Genomic DNA, 19369 nt, shown 5'->3' with positions numbered 1-19369 from the left:
CGCCTCGCCCCGGCCTACAGGAAACGCTTCAGCGATTTTCAGCCGGACCATGGAGCCGCTAGTAGTCTTTTATTTCAATGGCGTAATGTCATCGCTGAATAAAGACAAACATTATTGGGGATCCCTCTCCCACAGGGAGAGGGAGAAAATCAACTACGCTTTACGCTTCAGCACCCGGCAGTCCCACGCCAGCAGCACAGTATCGCCCGTAGCAACGGCGTCTGTCATGCAGTCGGTATACCCTTGCGGCAACGTAATAAGCTGCTGCTGGGCGGTAAAGTTCTGCACAAACGCCCAGGTGGTTTCACCGTCCGTGCGCGCTGTTGCGACCACACCCGGCGGGAAGTCGCCGTCGATGGCCCGTGGCAACGCCAGCTCGTTGATAATGGCGGCGAAGAAATCACGCTGGAACGGCAAATCGTTGCGCGATGCCACGTGCCACGCTTTACCTTTACCAAAGCGGTTCACCGTGACGGCAGGCCGACCAGCGTAAAAATCATCACGGTAGGTCGCCAGCACCTGCGCGGACTCAGCGTGGATCAGCTCGCACAGATGACGAACCTGATACGGCCCCTGCAACCCTGCCGCATTACCCGCCAGCCCCTGGACCAGGTTACGTTCGCCGTCATCCAGACAATCAATCTCCTCAGCCCAGATCCCTACCAGCTTACGCAGTGGCCCCGGGAAACCGCCCAGATGGCAAAGATCCGTTTCATTCACCACTCCGCTCCAGTAGGTCGTCACCAGATGCCCGCCCGCAGCGACAAAGGCCTCTGCACGTTCGGCAAAGCCTTCACGCACCATATAAAGCATTGGCGCGATGACCAGCGCGTACGGGCTGAGATCGCCGTCAGCGTCAATGATATCCACCGCGATACCCTGCTCCCAGAATGGGCGATAGTGCTCGTTAACGGTTTTCTCGTACTCCATTCCCTTGTTCCGCGGCCCTTCGGCATCGTCCAGCGCCCAGCGGTTTTGCTGGTCGAAGATAATCGCCACCCGGGCTTCAGTGCGGCAGCCCACGACATCCGGCAAACGTTCAAGCATTTCGCCAAGGCGCGTCACTTCCCGTCCGACGCGGGTATCCAGGTGACCCACGTGGTCGATAATCGCCCCGTGGAATTTCTCCACCGACCCACGGCTCTTGCGCCACTGGAAGTACTGCACTGCATCCGCACCGTGGGCCACCGCCTGCATCGAGGAGAGAATATGCATCCCCGGTTTTTTCAGCTTGCTGGTCGGCTGCCAGTTGGTGGTGCTCGGCGTGGACTCCATCAACACAAAGGGTTTGCCGCCCTTCAGGCTGCGCATCATGTCGTGATACATGGCGGTGTAGCAGGCAAGCTGCGTTTCGTCTTTCTCCCTGTGCCACATCGGGTAGCTGTCCCAGGAGATAAAGTCGATCGCTTCGGCCAGCTGCCAGTAGTCGTAATCGTAGAAATACTCCATGAAGTTGGTCGTCACCGGCAGTTCCGCATTCGCGGCTTTCAGCGGGGCCACTTCATGGCGGCAGAAATCGGTCACCTGCGCCGTATTAAAGCGTCGCCAGTCGAGGTTCAGGCCGTGGATCGACACCTCTCCCTGCGGTGACGGTGACTCAATCTGTGACCAGTCGGTGTAGGTATGGCTCCAGAAGGTGCTCCACCACGCATGGTTCAGGGCATCCAGGGTTTTATAGCGCGCCTTCAGCCAGTCGCGGAAACGTTCCTGACACAGGTTACAGTGGCATTCCCCACCGTATTCATTCGAAATATGCCAGCCCAGCACCGCCGGGTGCTGCGAATAGCGTTCCGCCAGCAGGCTGTTGATTTTCAGCGTCTTGTCGCGATACACCGGAGACGTCATGCAGTGGTTATGACGCCCGCCATGCAGTGCAGGCACGCGGTTGCGCCCCACGCGCAGCACTTCCGGGTATTTTTGCGACATCCATGCCGGGCGTGCGCCGGTTGGCGTCGCCAGGAAAATATGAATACCCGCCGCATAAAGCTTTTCAATAATAGTGTCCAGCCAGGCGAAATCATATTCCCCTTCGCGGGGTTCAAGTTTCGCCCAGCTAAATATCCCGACCGACATGACATTACATTTCGCCTGCTTCATCATGGCGATATCTTTTTCAATAATACCGGGATAATTCTCCCATTGCTCCGGGTTATAGTCGGCGCCATGCAATAACGCAGCGACCTTTGAACTTAAAGGCGCAAATTTATTCATCATAAAAACATCCTGAATGAAGATTAAAAACTATTTAAATACCGTTATTGACGGCAGCACTTTTCCTTTGCAATCAAATAACGCCTGATTCTCGCGGGCATTTCCCTCTTTCCATTCATCATGGATATATTTCATACCGGTTTTGGTCGCCCAGGTGGTACCGGGAACGGCAATCCAGGTCGGCTCCCAATAGAAAATACCTTTACCGCGATGGTCAGGTACGTCGATGACGGACTGCATTAAATCGTGAATATAATCGTACTGGCCCTGAACGGTGCCCGGATAGCCGCCGTCCTTCTCTTCTTTGGCCTGGAAGCTGTTTTCGGCATTATCACAATTTTCCAGCGTATAGCCGTAGGCCGCTTCCACCACGATCACGTCTTTGTTATAGCGCTTGCTGATGTCATCCATATTGCTTTTGAGCGCGCTAAGCGGGCCGTTCCAGTAGGTGTACATCGACAGGCCGATAATATCGAACGGGACGTCGCGTTTGGTGATTTCATCAAACCACCAGCGGAAGGTGTCATTCTTGGTGCCTTCCGCCAGATGCAGCATGATTTTCACCTGCTCGCCGCCGGTCAAGTTCTCTTTCATCCCGCCAATGGCGGCGTTGAGTAGCCCGGCCAGGCGATCAAACTCGCCGCCGCCCTGCCCCCAGCTTTTCCCTTCTGGCCACAGCATTCCGCCGTTGATTTCGTTACCGATCTGCACCATGTCCGGCAGCACGCCCTCTTTCTTAAAGCGGGCAATGGTGTCGCGGGTGTAGTCATGGATAGCCGTTTTGAGCTGCGGGTAATCCATCTTTTCCCAGGCTTTCGGTTTGAACTGTTTACCCGGATCGGTCCAGAAATCGCTGTAATGGAAATCAAGGAGCAGCTTCATGCCCTGAGCTTTCACGCGCTTCGCAAGCTTAATCGTGTTTTCCAGATTGTTGCTGCCGCCACCGTAGGTATTGCCTTCGGCATCCTTAGGGTCAACCCACAAGCGCAGGCGCACATAGTTCACGCCGTTCGCTTTGAGGATCGCTATCGCATCCTGCTGCTGACCGCTCTGGTTATAAAACTTCGCGCCGTGCTGTTCTGCTTCCAGCAGGGTCGAAATATCCGCGCCCTTAATAAAATCCGCAGGCATGGCGTTAAACGGACGGGTTTTCACCGCATCCGCGGCAAAAGCACTCGCGGCAAGGCCACATGAGAGGCAAACAGCAAGCAAGGCGGGTTTGAGTCTTTTCATGATTATCCTTTGGTACTCCCGGAGGTCAGGCCAGAGACGAAGTATTTTTGCAACGCCAGATAGAGGATCGCGACCGGCACAGCAATCAGTACCGCGCCTGCCGCATAGGTGGTGTAACTGGCACCCATTTTTTGCGCCACCAGGTTATAAAGCCCGATAGGTAAGGTGTATTTGTCCGGGGTGCGCAAAATGGTGCTGGAGAGGATGAAATCCCCCAGCGGCCCGGTAAAGGAAAACAGCGCCACCACGGCCACAATCGGTTTGGACAGCGGCATGATGATCTCGATGAAGATACGGAAGTTACTGGCCCCGTCCATGCGCGCGGATTCATCCAGATCTTTCGGAATGGCGTCCAGATAGCCTTTCATCAGATAGGTGTTCATCGGGATCATGCCGCCGACGTAAATCAGCACCAGTGCCAGATGGCTGTTGATTAACCCCAGAAGCTGAGACAGCACGAAGATGGCAATCAGCGCCGAAAACTGCGGGATCATCTGTAACAGCAGGAACAGCATCAGGCCATTCTGGCGCCCCTTAAAGCGAAAGCGCGAGAAGGCATAGGCCGTAAAACTGACGCTGATTAAGGTCAGCACCATGGTCAGGAAACTGATTTTCATCGAGTTCCAGTACCAGGTCATGTAGTTCACCTGGCCGTTGAACAGGTCGGCGTAATGCTGGACCGAGAAGTTCTCCGGAATTATCGACGAGCTGAGCAGGCTGTTACCCGCGTTGAATGACGCCCCAACCGTCCACACCAGTGGATAAATGATGATCGTCGACACCAGCACGATAACCAGCCAGGAGAGCGAGAGGCGTACCCACTTCTCACGTTTAATACTTGGTGATTGAGCCATTGTTACGTCCCTTACGCCATGTCGTCGTTTTTGAAAGATTTGGTGGCGCGGAACTGCCACAGCGCCAGGCCGACGACGAAAATCGACAGCAGGATGGTGATGGTCGCCGCTATCGCGTACTGCGAAGAGGACATCGTCAGTTTGTAGATCCACGACACCAGAATGTCGGTCCCACCCGCATTCGACCCGACAACCGCCGGCCCGCCGTTGTTAAACAGATAGATAATGTTGAAGTTATTGAAGTTGAAGGTGTATTGCGTGATAAGGATCGGCGCAATCGAGTACAGCACCAGCGGCAGCGTAATGGTGCGCAGCTTGGTCGCACTGCTGGCGCCGTCCATGGTGGCCGCTTCATACAGATCTTCAGGGATCGCCTGCAACACACCGGTGGTCATGGCGAACACGAACGGGAAACCGAGCCAGGTCTGCATCATAATCAGCGCCGTTTTGGTCCAGAACGGGTCGGTCATCCAGGCTTTCGGCGCAATGCCAAAGAAGGCCAGAATCGCATTGTTAATCACCCCGAAGGAGTCGTTGAACATCCCGGCAAATACCAGAATGGTGACAAAGCCCGGCACCGCCCACGGCAGAATAAAGATGGTGCGGATAAGCGGCTTAAAGCGCAGATCTTTCTGGTTCACCAGGATGGCCAGCAGCACGCCCACCGAGCATTGCAGCGTGGTTGCGAGCAACGTCCAGACCACCGTCCACTGGAGGACGTCAAAGAAGGTCGAGCGCCAGATGGAGAGCGTGAAAATATTGATAAAGTTCTTAAAACCAACCCAGTCCACCAGCTTCGCCGGCGGCGTGTGGTAGAGGTTGTAGTTGGTAAAGGCGATGGCAAAGCCGAACAGAATGGGGAAAACCACCACAAACACCAGCAGGATAAAACCCGGGGTGATCATCAGATACGGGAAGCCGTCGCTCAGCAACATCTGGTACTGTTTGCGCACGCTGTTAAGCGGCAGGCCTTCATCGCGTTTACGGCCGTTAACCCACGCATCACGCATCGACAAATACCAGACCATCACGCCAAACGCGGCGATTAAGACGCTGATGATCCCTTCGGCCAGCAGGAAGATGGAGTTGTCACGCGGCACTTCTTCGCCCAGCGTCACCAGCCCCCACAGCCCTTCACGCAGAAAATCAGCAAATACGCCAATAAAGCTGGCAAGCAGCACCAGGAAGATAACCCCTTTCAGCCACTGGCGATGATAGAACTGACCGAAGCCGGGTACGACAGCCATCAGCAGGCCGGTCCAGGCGTGACGCCCGGCAGCGCGCGGTTTGGCAAAATTTTCCGGGATGATACTCACAGACAACTCCTTTCAAAAAGAACGGGAGCCTGTACTCCCGTTCTGCGACAACAGAAAATTACTGGTTGCTGGCCTGCATGGCTTCGATCTGCATCTGAACCTGTTTTTCTGCGCTATCCAGCGCGGCTTTTGGATCTTGTTTACCGGTCAGGCTCAGCTCCAGCGCGGCGTTGGCCGGCCCCCAGACTTCGCCCATTTCAGGAATGCCCGGCATGGCGGTGGCGCGCGCAGCCTGCACCGCCACGGCGCTGGCTTTCTCGTCATTCTTGATAACCGGATCGTCAATCATCGCCGTCAGCGGTGGGATCTCACGCGTCGCGATGTAGCGCGTTTTCACGTACTGAGGCTGATTGATAAATTCGATGAATTTCTGCGCCAGCGCTTTGTCTTTGCTCCAGGTCGAGACGACATAGCCTTTCACCCCGAGGAACGAACTCATAGGCTTACCGTCCGGCAGCGTTGGCAGCGGCGCCACGCCGTAGTTGATCCCTGCCGCTTCATACGGCTGGAACGCCCACGGGCCGTTGATCACGGCGGCCGCTTTTTTCTCGGTAAACAGGGAGTCGATGGCATTCAGGCCGTTATCGCCGACGATCCCCGCCGGGAAGACATCGTCTGCATAGAATTTTTTCAGGTACGTGACGGCCTCTACCGCGCCCGGTTTGTTCAGGCCCACGTCGCTGGCGTTATAGCCGCCTTTGTCGTTTTGCCCAAAGATGTAGCCGCCCATCGGGGAGATCGCTCCCCAGCTGTAATAAATCTGGTCAAATTTGGCGAGCAGCCCGTACTGGTTTTTCGCGCGCTGCTGTTTGGAAAAGTCATACCAGTCCTGAAGCGAGTTCAGCGGTTTATCAATCAAATCCTTGTTGTAGATAAGCACCAGCGTTTCGACCGCTTTTGGCACACCGTACAGGGCGTTATCCATTTTGAAGGCGTTGATGGAGGCCGGGGTGTACTGTTCGGTCTGCTTAGCCTCCAGATTTAGGGGGGTCAATAACCCTTGCACAACGGCGCCGCCTAGCTGATCGTTAGGGATGACCAGCACATCCGGGCCAATCCCTGCCGGGCCGTCCAGACGCAGCTTTTCCAGCTGCTGAGCGTAAGGTGTTTCCTGAACGTTAACCTTCACGTCGTACTGTTTTTCAAAATCGGCGACCGCATCTTTAATACCGGACGACTTCTTGATGTCTTCCCAGACGTTAAGCTGCGTGGTGGCGTGGACCTGCACCGCGAGCGTAGAGAGGATCAGAGCAGCGAGTATGTTCTTTTTCATTATCAACCTCATGTGAAGGTATAACAATTTATGGTTTTTATCGCATTCAAACATCACTCACCTTCGCCGGACAACCTGTAAAAACCGATGGTGTACGTATGACGTCAAATGCATTTGGTTTGTTATACGCTACCCTTCACATCATGATAACTCTACAAAAAACTGTAAGTTGTGTGATCGTCATAACATTAATGGAATATCTATATAGGGCGCGTGAATACTGGAAGTTATAGTCAGTGCAGACAAATTGCGCCGTCCAGCCATGTTAAACATAATTGTTATACGTAAAACATAACTGGCGACTTACTCGGGGAACACTGATGTCGAACATACAATTGAGGAATGTCACCAAACGCTTTGGCGACACCGTTACCTTGCACAACGTGAATCTTGACATTGAGGACGGCGAGTTCGCCGTTTTTGTTGGCCCTTCCGGCTGCGGTAAATCGACCATGCTGCGTATGATTGCCGGTCTGGAGGAGATCAGCGACGGGGAAGTATTAATTGGTAACGAAGTGATGAATGATGTCGCCCCGTCGCACCGCGGCGTGGCGATGGTGTTCCAGTCCTATGCGCTTTATCCGCACATGACGGTAGCGGAAAACATGGGCTACGGGCTGAAAGTGAATAAGGTGCCGAAGGATCAGATCCGCCATCAGGTGGAGATGGTGGCTAAAACGCTACAACTTTCCCACTTGCTGGACCGTAAACCGAAGCAGCTCTCCGGCGGCCAGCGGCAGCGTGTGGCGATCGGCCGGGCCATCGTGCGCAACCCGCGCGTGTTTATGTTCGATGAACCGCTCTCAAACCTGGATGCTGAACTGCGCGTTGAGATGCGCCTGCATCTGGCCCGCCTGCACCAGGAACTCAAAACCACCATGGTGTATGTCACCCACGATCAGATTGAAGCCATGACCCTGGCCGATAAAATCGTGGTGATGAACTACGGCAAGGTTGAGCAGATGGGTGCGCCAATGGATCTCTACTACAAGCCGGTTAACAAGTTTGTGGCCGGGTTTATTGGCTCACCGAAGATGAACTTCCTGCCCGCCACGGTAGAGGCCTGGCAACCGGGCAAGCTGACCGTGCGGCTGTCGCAGCAGAAATCGCTGACGCTGGCCCTGACCACCACCCCGCTGACGCCAGGAAGCCAGGTGACGCTGGGCATTCGCCCGGAACATTTGACCACCGACACTCGCCAGGGTACGGGGCTGGAATTTAACTGTGAAGTGGTGGAGCGCCTCGGGAACAACACCTACCTGTTTGGTCAGTGCTACGGCCACGACAACGTTAAAATCTTGCTGCCAGGAGACGTGAAGTTCGCCCCGTGGCAGAAGATTGATGTGGCCTTCGACGATCGTCACTGCATGGTCTTTGACGAACAGGATGTCCGCGTCAGTGCCGATATCGAAGATGCGGTGCGTTCGGTGGCCTAACCCGCCAGCCTCTCAACCGCCCTCTTAAACCCCTCAAACGCCAGCGCGACATCTTCAGCCATCACCGACTCCGCCGGATGATGGCTGACACCGCCTTTACAGCGTACAAACAACATACCCACGGGCCAGCGCTCCGCCATGGCGATGGCGTCATGCCCGGCACCGCTGGGCAGTGACAGCGTGCGCCCCTGGACCGATTCAACGGCCTCTCCCAGCAACGCCTGTAAACGGGCATCGCACGGCGTAGCGGCGATGCGGTAAAACTCCTCGGCGCTGAAATCCAGCCCACGACGGGTCGCGATTGATTGCGCCTGCGCCAGTAATTCGTTGAGCAGCATATCCAGCGGAGCATCCTGCGGGCCACGAATATCCAGAGACAGCGCGACCTCACCGGGGATCACATTCACCGCGCCGGGCAAGCAGCGCAACTCCCCAACCGTCGCTACCAGATTACCGCCGTGGCGCTGCGTGGTGCCTTCGGTCATGACCATCCATTCGGCGGCGGCGGCCAGAGCGTCTTTACGATGGCTCATGGGTACGGTACCGGCGTGCCCTGCCTCACCGGTAAAGCGGCAGTTCAGGCGGCGCGCGCCGTTAATGGCTTCCACCACGCCCAGCGCCAGCTGTGCCTGCTCCAGACACGGCCCCTGCTCAATATGCAGCTCCAGATAGGCGCTGAAATCGTCTTGATTTCTGGCGGCAAGGGCTACACGGGCGGGATCAAGCCCCACCTGCACCATTGCCTGCGCCACGCTGATACCGCTGGCATCGCATTTTTCGAGCCAGCTCTCAGGCCAGGTGCCCGTCAGGCCACGGCTGCCCAGCAGAGTAATGCCGAAACGGGTGCCTTCTTCATCGCAAAAGCCGACAATCTCAATGGCCTGCGCCAGGTGCCGTCCCTGCTGATGCAGGCTATCCACCACTTCAATGGCGGTGAGCACGCCGAGCATCCCGTCGTATCGCCCGGCGTTGCGCACGGTATCCAGATGCGAGCCAAGTAATACCGCCGGTGCGCCTTCCTGTATGCCCTCATAGCGCCCGCAAATATTGCCCACGCTGTCCTGCCAGACGGTCATGCCCGCCTGGCTCATCCACTGCCCGACCAGCTGGTTGGCCTGTAAATGCTGCGTGGAGAGATACACCCGTGTCAGGGCATCCGGGGTTTCGCTGACGGCGGCCAGCGCATCGGCGCGCGCCATCACACGGTCTGCCGCCTGCTGGCGTGTCGCTTGACTCATAGCGCCGTCTCGCTGCGGTAGTGATCCCACGCAGCCTGCATCGCCGCCCCCTGAGTGGTGATAAATTTCAGGTAATTCAGTACCGACTCCAGCGCGCTCAGGGTCGTCATCACGCAGTCTTTGCGGGCGTTGTAGCCCATAGTGCCAATGCGCCACACCTTACCGTGCAGCGGGCCAAACGAAGTGCCAATTTCGATACCGAAATCTTCCAGCATCAGCTTACGCACCTGATCGCCGTTCACGCCCTGCGGGATCACCACGCCCAGCACGTTGTTCATCTTGTGTTTCAGGTCGCCGAAGGTTTCCAGCCCCATCGCCTGAATGCCTTTCAGCAGTGCATCGCCGTGCAGTTTGTGGCGGGCAATGCCGTTATCCAGCCCTTCCTGGAGGATAAGCCGGGCGCATTCGCGCGCGCCGAACAGCGCGGTGGTCGCTTCCGTGTGGTGGTTCAGGCGCTCCGGGCCCCAGTAGTCCATCACCATGCCAAGATCGAAATAGTTGGAGTAGACCATCTCATCCACGCCGTGCTGATGGGCATCGGTACGGATGCCCTCTTCCACGCATTTACGGCGGCGGATCGCCTCTTCCATCCGTGCGCTCAGGGTAATGGGCGATGTACCGGACGGGCCACCGAGACACTTCTGCATCCCTGCCGATACCGCATCCAGCTCCCAGGCATCGGTTTCCAGCGGGTTACCGCCAAGCGATGCGGTGGCATCAGTGTAAAACAGCACGTCGTAACGGCGGCAAATAGCACCGAGTTCCGCGAGCGGTTGCAGCATGGTGGTTGAGGTATCGCCCTGCACGGTCAGCAGCAGACGTGGGCGTACGCGTTTGATGGCATCTTCAACCTGATCCGGCGTGAACACCTCCCCCCACGGCACCTCGATGGTGTGCACTTCGGCGCGGCAACGACGGGCAATTTCACACAGCAGATGGCCAAAGCGGCCAAACACCGGCACCAGCACTTTGTCCCCCGGACGGATCGCCGACACCAGAATCGCTTCAATCCCCGCGCGGGAGGTGCCATCCACCAGCATCGTCCAGCGGTTTTCGGTGCGGAACACTCCGCGATAAAGCGCCATCACCTCATTCATGTAGTGGGTCATGGCCGGATCGTACTGGCCAATCAGCTGGCTCGACATGGCACGCAGCACGCGCGGATCGGCGTTGATCGGCCCCGGCCCCATCAGCAGACGCTGGGGTGGATTGATTTGCGGAAATTGGGCGATGTCCATCTTTGTGTCCTTAGGTTAATTGAGGCCGCGCACGGAGGAGATAAACTGTTTCAGTTCAGTGGTCTGCGGGTTAGCAAACAGTGTTTTGCTGTCGCCCTGCTCCCACACTTTCCCCTGATGCATAAACACCACGCGGTCGCCCACTTCGCGGGCAAAATTCATTTCATGGGTGACGAGGATCAGCGTCATCCCCTCTGCCGCCAGCTGCTCCAGCACCCTGAGCACTTCGCCCACCAGTTCCGGATCAAGTGCCGAGGTTATCTCGTCACAGAGTAAAACTTTTGGCGTCATCGCCAGGGCGCGGGCAATGGCCACGCGCTGCTGCTGGCCGCCGGAGAGGCTCGACGGGTAATAGTCCAGCCGATCGCCTAATCCGACTTTCTCCAGCATCTGCTGCGCCAGCGCCCGACATTCGGCGGCGCTTTTCTTCAGCACCCGGCGCGGCGCGAGCATCACATTTTCCAGTGCGGTCATGTGCGGGAACAGGTTGAAGTTCTGGAACACCATCCCGACCGAACGGCTGATTTCACGCGCCTGGGAATCCCGGTCGGTAATGGTCATGCCACCAAGCTTAATGCTGCCGTCCTGATACCCTTCCAGACCGTTGATGCAGCGCAGCAGCGTACTTTTGCCGGACCCGCTGCGCCCGATAATCGAAATCACCTGGCCCATGTCAATATCCAGATCCACACCCTTGAGCACGTGGTTATCGCCGTAAAACTTCTGCACCTGATTAATGGTGATGAGAGGCATTGAATTTAGTCTCCAGATAACGGCTGTAGCGCGACAGCGGGTAACACAGAATGAAATAGCCCAGCGCCACCAGCGCAAAGACTTTAAACGGCTGATACGTGACGTTGGTCAGCATCGTCCCGGCTTTGGTCAGCTCGATAAAACCGATAATCGACGCCAGCGCTGTGCCTTTAATCACCTGCACGGCAAAACCCACCGTGGGGGCAATTGCAATGCGTAACGCCTGCGGGGCGACCACGCGAAACAGGGTCTGACCAAAGCTTAATCCCAGGCAGCGCGAGGCTTCCCACTGCCCTTTTGGCAGCGCACAAATACTGCCAAACCAGATATCGAGCAAAAAGGCGCTGGTGTAGAACGTCAGCGCCAGCGACGCCGCAGTCCAGGGTGAAACGTCGATACCAAACAACGCCACGCCAAAAAAGGCCAGGAACAGCTGCATCAGCAGCGGCGTGCCCTGGAACAGCTCAATATAGCCGCGGATCAGGTGTTTTACCGTGCGACCGCCCGTCATGCGCAGCAGTAACAGCGGCAGTGTCACCACCGCTCCGCCGACAAACGCCACCAGCGACAGCAATACCGTCCAGCGCCCGGCGAGCAGCAAATTGCGAATAATGTCCCAGTCGGTAAAGGTGGTCATCATGCCTGTACCCCCAGCCATTTCCGCCCTGCTGCCATCATCAACTGGCGCAGGGTAATCGACAGCACTAAGTAAATTCCGGTTGTCACCAGATAGACCTCGAAGCTCAGAAAGGTTCTGGACTGGATCAGGTTGGCGGCAAAGGTCAGCTCTTCATAAGAAACCTGTGACACCACCGACGAGCCCAGCATCACGATGATGCACTGGCTCACCAGCGCCGGATAAATACGTTGCAGCGAGGGCGGTAACACCACCCGGATAAAGGTCTGCAAACGCGTTAGCCCCAGCACCCGCCCGGCTTCCCACTGCCCTTTTGGCGTCACCTGAATACCTGCGCGGATGATCTCGGTGCTGTACGCCCCCAGATTCACCACCATCGCCAGCAGCGCCGCTTCCCCGGCGGTCATTTTCAGCCCCATATTCGGCAGGCCGAAAACGATAAAAAACAGCTGAACCACAAACGGCGTATTACGGATAATTTCCACGTACCCGCCCCAGATCCGGCTATACCATGTCGCCCGCCCGCTGCGAATGGCCGCCCCGAAAATACCGATTGCCAGGCCGCCGAGGGTCGCCATCACGGTCAGTTGAATGGTGACCCACAGCCCTGCCAGCAGCTCCGGCCAGTGCGGCCAGAGCTCAGAAAAATGCAGTTGCTCAGACATGCCTTATACGCCAAGGCTTGCCGGCAGCGGAGCTTTCAGCCATTGCTCAGACAGCCCATTCAGCGTGCCGTCTTTGATCCCTTGCTCAATCAGGGCGTCCACTTTTGCTTTCAGGGCCGGTTCGTTTTTCTTCAGGCCGATAAAGCACGGTGAGTCTTTCAGCATAAAGCTCGGCACCGGCGCTTTATCCGCGTTCTGGCGTGAAATCGCCGCCACCACGAGGTTGCCGGTTGCCACATATTGCACCTGGCCGGAAAGGTAGGCCGACAGCGTAGTGTTGTTGTCTTCATAGCGTTTCACCTCGGCATCTTTCGGTGCCAGGCTGGTCAGCACCATGTCTTCCACCGCACCACGCGTCACGCCGATGGTTTTTCCGCTCAGCGCGGCGGCATCTTTCAGCTCAGCCCCTTTCGGGCCAAATACGCCGAGGAAGAAAGGCGCATAGGCACGGCTAAAGTCGATCACCTTTTCACGTTCGGCGTTTTTGCCCAGGCTTGAGATAACCAGATCGACCTTATCGGTTTGCAGGTATGGCACGCGGTTGGCGCTGGTTACTGGCACCAGTTGCAGCTTGAGCTTCATCTGTTTTGCCAGATAGCGCGCCATATCAATGTCGTAACCCTGCGGCTGGAGGTCGGTTCCAACCGAGCCGAACGGTGGGAAGTCCTGCGGGACGGCGATGCGCAGCGTACCGCGCTTTTCAATATCCTGAAGCTGGTCAGCTTTTGCTGGCAGTTGTGTGAACAGACAAGCGGCCCCGGCCAGTGCAATCAACAGTTTTTTCATGGTGTTTACCCGTTACGTTAGCATGAAACAAAAGATTCTTTGAATTAACTTTTGCAACTAATGTGCCAGACAAGGTGAAACGGGAAATTTTGTTAGAAATTCATAAACCATGCGGAATAAATGAAAACAGGGCGGAAAAACATGTCTTTTCCGCCCTGCCAAATTGCACCAAATTAATGCAAAGCACCAGCCTGATGCCCCATTATCGTTGCTCCAGCTCGTCCAGCTGATGATAAAGGGAGGCTATTTCGTGAATACGCGGGCGGCCTTTGTCGAGGATCTCATGCAGGAAGGCGTTAGCCAGCAGGTTAATCAGGCTGTTCACCGAAGCGTAACTGTCATAAGCCGATACGCTGTCCAGCGGGGCGCAGAGCTGCCAGCTCGCCAGCGGGAACAGGCTGTGGGCCTGCGGTTCGCACATCAGCAACACCGGAACCCCGCGGGTCTGTAGCTGCTGCATCAGCGGGCGGATAATGCGCGGGCGGCGGCGAAACGCCATCATCACCACCAGATCGTCGGCGGTGAGATCCACCAGCTCTTCACTCAGGCTCTGCCCAGGCTGGGGCAAAACCAGCACCTGCCCGCGCGCCTGTAACAGCTGCTGGCGCAGGTGCAACGCCGCCGGATAGGCATTGCGCATCCCGATAATCACCACCCGCCGCGCCTTCACCATGCAGGCCATGGCCTCGGCAAACTGTTGGGCATCGAGCGCATTTACCCACTGGGTCAGGTTCGCCATCTCCTGCTTATAATGACGTGCCAGCAGCGTGTTGCCCTGCACCGCATCACGGTTGTCGGTTAACGGCATCCCGCTCTGGCGCAGCGTGCGCAGTTCATCGCGCATGTCTTTATATTTCTCATAGCCCAGGCGCTTAAACAGCCGACTCACCGTGGCTTTCGACACCCCGCTAAGCTGCGCCAGCTCGGCGCTGTTATAGCTAATCAGGTCGTCAAAGTGATCGAAGATAAAATCCGCCACCCGCTGCTCCTGCGGCGACAATGACGGGTATTGTGCTTTCAGACGTTCATCCAACTGTTCCATAGCGCCCCTGTAACTTTTGTTTCATCACATTTTGCCTTTTATTATACGTTTCATTATCCGTGCCAGTTTACTGAAACTTTTCTTTCAGAACTGGAACAGCTTTTGCAGCACCTTGTGACTTTCAGGGTCATGAGGACTCCCCATGCACAGTAATGTCTCCACACACGGAATGGCCGTCGCCCCCCATCATCTTGCCAGCCAGAGCGCGCTGGCAATTCTGCGCGACGGCGGCAGCGCCATTGAAGCGATGGTGGCCGCCGCAGCCACCATCGCGGTGGTTTACCCCCATATGAATGGCCTCGGCGGCGATGGTTTCTGGCTTATCGTCCCGCCCGGCGGTGAGCCCATTGCCATTGATGCCAGCGGCGCGGCAGGTTCGCTGGCGACACTTACGGCCTATGATGGCCTGATGCAAATCCCCCATCGCGGCCCGCGTGCGGCGCTGACCGTGGCCGGAACGGTCAGCGGATGGGACGAAGCCCTTAAGGTGTCGCACGAAATGCGTGGCACTGCGCTGCCGCTGGCTCGCCTGCTGGCAGATGCCATTGACTACGCACAAAACGGTACGCCGGTCACCGCATCGCAGGCCAGCGCCACGGCCAGTAAATTCGACGAGCTTAAAGACCTGCCCGGTTTTGCGGAAACCTGGCTTATCGACGGTAAACCGCCCCGGGTCGGGAGCCGTTTTTACCAACCGGCGATGGCCGCCACCCTGAAACGCCTGGCGGACGACGGTCTGGACAGCTTTTATCGTGGCCCGCTGGCGGAATGTCTGGCGCGTGGAATGGAGAAACTTGGCCTGCCCGTGACCCTTGCAGACCTGAATGCACACGTCGCCCGACGTACCACGCCGCTCAAATTGCAGCACCAGCAGGGTGAGGTCTGGAATCTGGCGCCGCCGACGCAGGGACTGGTGTCGCTGGCGATACTCGGGATCACCGACCGCCTCGGAATGGCCGATGCCGACGAAGCCACCACCATTCACCGCATCGTCGAAGCCACCAAACTGGCCTTTGGGCTGCGGGATACGCACATTACCGATCCACGGGAACTGAAAACCGATATCCAGCGCCTGCTGGCACCCGCCAAACTGGACGCGCTCGCTGACCGGGTTAACGACAGCCAGGCCGCCCACTGGGGCACCGGCAAAGGCCCAGGCGATACGGTCTGGATGGGGGTGATGGATAACAGCGGGCTTGCCGTCTCGTTTATCCAGAGTATTTATCACGAGTTCGGCAGCGGCGTGGTCCTGCCGGATACCGGGATCGTCTGGCAAAACCGCGGGGCGTCCTTTAGCCTCAACCCGGATCATCTTCTGGCGCTGGCTCCGGGAAAGCAGCCTTTCCATACCCTGAACCCGGCGGCCGCACGCCTGCACGATGGGCGCGTGATGGTCTATGGCTCGATGGGGGGCGACGGGCAGCCGCAAACTCAGGCGGCGCTGTTCACCCGCTATGTGGTACAGGGCGTGCCGCTTCAGGAGAGCATCAGCCTGCCGCGCTGGCTGCTGGGGCGCACCTGGGGACAAACCTCTGACACCTTAAAACTGGAAGGGCGCGTCTCACCGCAGACGCTCGCCCGCTTACAGGCGCTGGGTCACGAAACAGAAGTGTTCCCGGACTTTAGCGAAGCCATGGGGCATGCAGGGGCGATTGTTCGCCATCCCAACGGCCTGTTTGAAGGGGCATTCGACCCACGCAGCAACGGCTCCGCCGCCGGATACTAAGGAGATAGCCATGAACACCACATCACCCGACTGGAGCGCATACCTTGCGCAGATGGAATCCGTACTGGGCGTTGAACTGGATGATGCCCGCCGGGCCGAGCTTCAGTTGCAGTTCAGCCGCATAGCCAGCATGGCCGCACCGCTGATGGCGTTACCGCTCGATGACCGCCAGGAGATCGCAGGAGTGTACAAAGCATGACGCTACACGAGATGAGTATCAGCGCTATCCAGAAGGCCCTGGGCACCGGCGAACTGAGCGCTGGTGAAATCGCCCGTCAGACGCTGGATGCCATTACCCGCATCAACCCGCAGCTCAACGCGTGGACGGCGATCACCGCCGAGCGAATGCTGGCCGAAGCCGAGAATATCGACACCCTGCGCCGGGAAAAACGCCCTCTGCCGCCGCTGGCGGGCATTCCTTATGCAGTCAAAAACCTGTTTGATGTCGCCGGGCACACTACCCTTGCCGGGGCTGAGCTGTTCAGCCAGCGCCCCGCCGCCGACAGTTTTGCGGTGCGCCAGCTGCGTAGTGCGGGCGGGCTGCTTTCCGGGATGGTCAATATGGATGCTTACGCCTACGGGTTTACCACCGAAAACAGTCACTACGGCGCAACGCACAACCCACACGATCTGAAGCGTATTGCGGGGGGCTCCTCCGGGGGATCAGCTGCGGCCGTCGCCGCAGGGCTGGTCCATTTTTCGCTCGGCACTGACACCAACGGCTCGATTCGCGTACCGGCCTCCTTGTGCGGGATATATGGCCTGAAACCGACCTTTGGTCGCTTGTCACGTTCCGGCAGCCATCCGTTTGTTGCAAGCCTGGATCATATCGGGCCGTTTGCCCGCCGCGTCAGCGATCTGGCATCGGTATATGATGCGCTGCAAGGGCGCGACAGCAGCGACAGTTTCCAGGCCGACAGTTCGAGAGAGCAAACCCGCCCGCTGCTGGATCGCGGGCTGGATGGCCTGCGCTGCGCGGTACTGGGCGGTTATTTCAGTACCTGGTGTGACGCCGATGCCCGGGCCGCCGTTGCGCGGGTGGCGAAAGCACTGGATGCTCACGATGAACTGCTGTTCCCCGATGCAGAGCTTGCCCGCTCAGCGGCGTTTATCATCAGCGCATCTGAAGGGGGAAATCAGTACCTGCCTGCGCTTCGAAGTCAGCCCGCGCGATTTGAGCCTCATTCTCGCGAACGACTGTTGGCAGGGGCGATGATCCCCTCCGCCTGGTATATTCAGGCCCAGCGTTTCCGCGCCCACGCCCGGCAGGCGTTCAAAACGTTATTCTCCCAGGCCGATGTGTTAATTGCCCCGGCGACACCCCGCAGCGCCACGCTGATTGGCGAGCAGACCATGGAAATTAACGGCCAGTCGCTGCCGGTTCGCGCCAGTATGGGCATGTTGACTCAGCCGATTTCGTTTTTGGGTTTACCCGTCACCACGGTGCCACTGCGCACGGCGCACGGTGCCCCCATTGGCCTGCAACTGATTGCGGCGCCTTTTAATGAACAGGCCTGCCTGCGTGTGGCGCGGGTACTGGAAGCGTGCGGGATAACCGATGCCCGCCCTGCGGAGATAGCACAATGATGAATCACGATGACGTAAACCTCCCGTGGGTGGTTGCTGAGGTCACGGCCGCGTTTTACCGCTACGAAGATGCGCTGGTGAGCAACAACATTGCGGTGCTGGATGAACTGTTCTGGCACGATAAAAACACGGTGCGGCTGGGCGCGGGTGAAAACCTGTACGGGATCGATGAAATCCGCGCCTTTCGTGCGGCGCGCCCTTCCGCCGGGTTGCAGCGAACCCTGCGCCATACGGTTATCACCACCTTCGGGGACGATCATGCGGTGTGCAGCACCGAATTTACCCGCGAAGGGACTGAGCGGATTGGTCGTCAGCAACAAACGTGGGTGCGTTTTCCGTACGGCTGGCGCATCGTGGCGGCGCAGGTGAGTTTGATGGCGTGATGTGTTGAGTTGTAGGCCGGGTAAGGCACAGCCGCCACCCGGCAAAACATGGCACAATTACTTCTGAAACGGATGCACTTCCCGCCAGTGGTCGGCAATTTGCTGGCGGGTACAGACCCATACCTTGTCGTGCTGCTGGATATAATCGAGGAACCGTTGCAGCGCGCGAAAACGTCCCGGACGACCCAGCAGGCGGCAGTGCATTCCGATGGACATCATCTTCGGCGCACTTTCCCCCTCTTCATACAGCACATCAAAACTGTCTTTCAGGTAGGTATAAAACTGCTCGGCGGTATTAAATCCCTGCGCGGTCGCAAAGCGCATGTCGTTGGTATCCAGCGTATAAGGCACAATCAGGTGCGGTTTGCGGGTGCCATCGCTGCACGCCACTTCGGTCCAGAAGGGTAAATCGTCGCCATAGTAGTCGCTGTCGTAGTCAAAGCCACCGTGCTCCGCCACCAGTTGACGGGTATTGGGGCTGTCCCGCCCGGTATACCAGCCCGTAGGCGGCTTGCCGAACAGATCGGTCATCACATGCACCGCCTTTTGCAAATGCTCCCGCTCCTGGTTGATGTCCATATTCTGATAGTGGATCCAGCGCCAGCCGTGGCTGACCACGTCGTAATTTGCCGCTTTAATGGCGTCGACAATATCGGGATGACGCGCCAGCGCCATCGCCACGCCAAAGACCGTCAGCGGCAGGCCGCGCTGGCTGAAGGCATTGTGGATCCGCCAGAACCCGGCACGGCTGCCGTATTCGTAGAGGGAGTCCATCGACATATGTTTGTCCGGGTAGCTGGCTGCGCCGATGATATCTGACAGGAACTGTTCCGATCCGGCGTCACCGTGTAATACGTGGTTTTCGGCTCCTTCTTCGTAATTAAGCACAAACTGCACGGCGATACGCGCCTGCTGCGGCCACTGCGCGTGCGGCGGCTTGCCTGCGTAGCCACGCAGATCCCGCGGGTAATCCTGTTCAAAAAGCGCCATT

At 57.6% G+C, this 19369-nt stretch carries 18 protein-coding genes; 5 read left to right on the top strand and 13 right to left on the bottom strand.

Annotated features, from left to right (window positions below):
- Positions 1-153: 153 nt before the first annotated feature.
- The 5 genes from M987_RS13615 to M987_RS13595 form a co-directional block, all read right to left on the bottom strand.
- Positions 154-2211, bottom strand: a complete 2058-nt coding sequence (locus M987_RS13615) for a beta-galactosidase (protein ID WP_041162208.1) — start codon at positions 2209-2211, stop codon at positions 154-156.
- Positions 2212-2241: 30 nt separating this feature from the next.
- Entirely contained in the window at positions 2242-3444 is a 1203-nt protein-coding gene (locus M987_RS13610) for a glycoside hydrolase family 53 protein (RefSeq protein ID WP_014069680.1), read from the bottom strand.
- Positions 3445-3446: 2 nt separating this feature from the next.
- Positions 3447-4298 (bottom strand): sugar ABC transporter permease, encoded by an 852-nt coding sequence (locus tag M987_RS13605; protein ID WP_014069679.1) that lies wholly within the window; start codon positions 4296-4298, stop codon positions 3447-3449.
- Positions 4299-4309: 11 nt separating this feature from the next.
- Complete coding sequence (locus M987_RS13600) at positions 4310-5545, bottom strand: carbohydrate ABC transporter permease (protein ID WP_245551573.1); 1236 nt, start codon at positions 5543-5545, stop codon at positions 4310-4312.
- 127 nt (positions 5546-5672) lie between these two features.
- Entirely contained in the window at positions 5673-6887 is a 1215-nt protein-coding gene (locus tag M987_RS13595) for an extracellular solute-binding protein (RefSeq protein ID WP_014069677.1), read from the bottom strand.
- A gap of 320 nt (positions 6888-7207) precedes the next feature.
- On the opposite strand from M987_RS13595, the gene M987_RS13590 reads away from it, so the two are divergent.
- On the top strand, positions 7208-8323 hold the full coding sequence (locus tag M987_RS13590) for an ABC transporter ATP-binding protein (RefSeq protein WP_014069676.1): 1116 nt from the start codon (positions 7208-7210) through the stop codon (positions 8321-8323).
- Here the strand turns inward: M987_RS13590 and hpxK are convergent.
- The 7 genes from hpxK to hpxU form a co-directional block, all read right to left on the bottom strand.
- A complete protein-coding gene (gene hpxK / locus M987_RS13585) occupies positions 8320-9561 on the bottom strand; it encodes an allantoate amidohydrolase (RefSeq protein WP_014069675.1) in 1242 nt (413 codons plus the stop codon). The genes M987_RS13590 and hpxK overlap by 4 nt on opposite strands.
- Positions 9558-10799 (bottom strand): pyridoxal-phosphate-dependent aminotransferase family protein, encoded by a 1242-nt coding sequence (locus M987_RS13580; protein WP_014069674.1) that lies wholly within the window; start codon positions 10797-10799, stop codon positions 9558-9560. Before M987_RS13580 ends, hpxK begins: the two co-directional genes overlap by 4 nt.
- 15 nt (positions 10800-10814) lie before the next feature.
- The gene (locus tag M987_RS13575; protein WP_014069673.1) at positions 10815-11552 is read right to left on the bottom strand and encodes an amino acid ABC transporter ATP-binding protein; all 738 of its coding nucleotides are present in this window, start codon (positions 11550-11552) and stop codon (positions 10815-10817) included.
- The gene (locus tag M987_RS13570) at positions 11533-12189 is read right to left on the bottom strand and encodes an amino acid ABC transporter permease (RefSeq protein WP_041162207.1); all 657 of its coding nucleotides are present in this window, start codon (positions 12187-12189) and stop codon (positions 11533-11535) included. The genes M987_RS13575 and M987_RS13570 overlap by 20 nt, the downstream gene beginning before the upstream one ends.
- Positions 12189-12854, bottom strand: a complete 666-nt coding sequence (locus M987_RS13565; RefSeq protein ID WP_014069671.1) for an amino acid ABC transporter permease — start codon at positions 12852-12854, stop codon at positions 12189-12191. Before M987_RS13565 ends, M987_RS13570 begins: the two co-directional genes overlap by 1 nt.
- A 3-nt stretch (positions 12855-12857) precedes the next feature.
- Entirely contained in the window at positions 12858-13640 is a 783-nt protein-coding gene (locus M987_RS13560) for a transporter substrate-binding domain-containing protein (RefSeq protein WP_014069670.1), read from the bottom strand.
- 202 nt (positions 13641-13842) lie between these two features.
- On the bottom strand, positions 13843-14682 hold the full coding sequence (gene hpxU, locus M987_RS13555) for a MurR/RpiR family transcriptional regulator HpxU (protein WP_014069669.1): 840 nt from the start codon (positions 14680-14682) through the stop codon (positions 13843-13845).
- Between the two features lie 142 nt (positions 14683-14824).
- Between hpxU and hpxW the strand changes: the two genes are divergently transcribed.
- The 4 genes from hpxW to hpxZ are packed head-to-tail and all read left to right on the top strand — an operon-like array spanning position 14825 to position 18378.
- Positions 14825-16408, top strand: a complete 1584-nt coding sequence (gene hpxW / locus M987_RS13550; RefSeq protein ID WP_014069668.1) for an oxamate amidohydrolase — start codon at positions 14825-14827, stop codon at positions 16406-16408.
- 10 nt (positions 16409-16418) lie between these two features.
- Entirely contained in the window at positions 16419-16607 is a 189-nt protein-coding gene (hpxX, locus tag M987_RS13545) for an oxalurate catabolism protein HpxX (RefSeq protein WP_014069667.1), read from the top strand.
- The gene (locus M987_RS13540) at positions 16604-17995 is read left to right on the top strand and encodes an AtzE family amidohydrolase (RefSeq protein WP_014069666.1); all 1392 of its coding nucleotides are present in this window, start codon (positions 16604-16606) and stop codon (positions 17993-17995) included. Before hpxX ends, M987_RS13540 begins: the two co-directional genes overlap by 4 nt.
- The gene (gene hpxZ / locus M987_RS13535) at positions 17992-18378 is read left to right on the top strand and encodes an oxalurate catabolism protein HpxZ (protein ID WP_014069665.1); all 387 of its coding nucleotides are present in this window, start codon (positions 17992-17994) and stop codon (positions 18376-18378) included. Before M987_RS13540 ends, hpxZ begins: the two co-directional genes overlap by 4 nt.
- Before the next feature lie 57 nt (positions 18379-18435).
- Here the strand turns inward: hpxZ and puuE are convergent, their stop codons facing one another.
- Complete coding sequence (gene puuE, locus M987_RS13530; RefSeq protein ID WP_014069664.1) at positions 18436-19368, bottom strand: allantoinase PuuE; 933 nt, start codon at positions 19366-19368, stop codon at positions 18436-18438.
- Between the last annotated feature and the right edge of the window lies 1 nt (position 19369).

The organism is Enterobacter soli ATCC BAA-2102, assembly GCF_001654845.1.
Lineage (GTDB): Bacteria > Pseudomonadota > Gammaproteobacteria > Enterobacterales > Enterobacteriaceae > Enterobacter > Enterobacter soli.
Note: the sequence above shows the minus strand (reverse complement) of the source record. Positions and strands in the feature narration are given on the sequence as shown.

What these genes read in the sequence shown, in the direction of transcription:
- M987_RS13615 (WP_041162208.1), bottom strand. Translation starts at nt 2,211, where the DNA reads ATGAATAAATTTGCGCCTTTAAGTTCAAAGGTCGCTGCGTTATTGCAT.
- M987_RS13610 (WP_014069680.1), bottom strand. Translation starts at nt 3,444, where the DNA reads ATGAAAAGACTCAAACCCGCCTTGCTTGCTGTTTGCCTCTCATGTGGC.
- M987_RS13605 (WP_014069679.1), bottom strand. Translation starts at nt 4,298, where the DNA reads ATGGCTCAATCACCAAGTATTAAACGTGAGAAGTGGGTACGCCTCTCG.
- M987_RS13600 (WP_245551573.1), bottom strand. Translation starts at nt 5,545, where the DNA reads ATGGCTGTCGTACCCGGCTTCGGTCAGTTCTATCATCGCCAGTGGCTG.
- M987_RS13595 (WP_014069677.1), bottom strand. Translation starts at nt 6,887, where the DNA reads ATGAAAAAGAACATACTCGCTGCTCTGATCCTCTCTACGCTCGCGGTG.
- M987_RS13590 (WP_014069676.1), top strand. Translation starts at nt 7,208, where the DNA reads ATGTCGAACATACAATTGAGGAATGTCACCAAACGCTTTGGCGACACC.
- hpxK (WP_014069675.1), bottom strand. Translation starts at nt 9,561, where the DNA reads ATGAGTCAAGCGACACGCCAGCAGGCGGCAGACCGTGTGATGGCGCGC.
- M987_RS13580 (WP_014069674.1), bottom strand. Translation starts at nt 10,799, where the DNA reads ATGGACATCGCCCAATTTCCGCAAATCAATCCACCCCAGCGTCTGCTG.
- M987_RS13575 (WP_014069673.1), bottom strand. Translation starts at nt 11,552, where the DNA reads ATGCCTCTCATCACCATTAATCAGGTGCAGAAGTTTTACGGCGATAAC.
- M987_RS13570 (WP_041162207.1), bottom strand. Translation starts at nt 12,189, where the DNA reads ATGACCACCTTTACCGACTGGGACATTATTCGCAATTTGCTGCTCGCC.
- M987_RS13565 (WP_014069671.1), bottom strand. Translation starts at nt 12,854, where the DNA reads ATGTCTGAGCAACTGCATTTTTCTGAGCTCTGGCCGCACTGGCCGGAG.
- M987_RS13560 (WP_014069670.1), bottom strand. Translation starts at nt 13,640, where the DNA reads ATGAAAAAACTGTTGATTGCACTGGCCGGGGCCGCTTGTCTGTTCACA.
- hpxU (WP_014069669.1), bottom strand. Translation starts at nt 14,682, where the DNA reads ATGGAACAGTTGGATGAACGTCTGAAAGCACAATACCCGTCATTGTCG.
- hpxW (WP_014069668.1), top strand. Translation starts at nt 14,825, where the DNA reads ATGCACAGTAATGTCTCCACACACGGAATGGCCGTCGCCCCCCATCAT.
- hpxX (WP_014069667.1), top strand. Translation starts at nt 16,419, where the DNA reads ATGAACACCACATCACCCGACTGGAGCGCATACCTTGCGCAGATGGAA.
- M987_RS13540 (WP_014069666.1), top strand. Translation starts at nt 16,604, where the DNA reads ATGACGCTACACGAGATGAGTATCAGCGCTATCCAGAAGGCCCTGGGC.
- hpxZ (WP_014069665.1), top strand. Translation starts at nt 17,992, where the DNA reads ATGATGAATCACGATGACGTAAACCTCCCGTGGGTGGTTGCTGAGGTC.
- puuE (WP_014069664.1), bottom strand. Translation starts at nt 19,368, where the DNA reads ATGGCGCTTTTTGAACAGGATTACCCGCGGGATCTGCGTGGCTACGCA.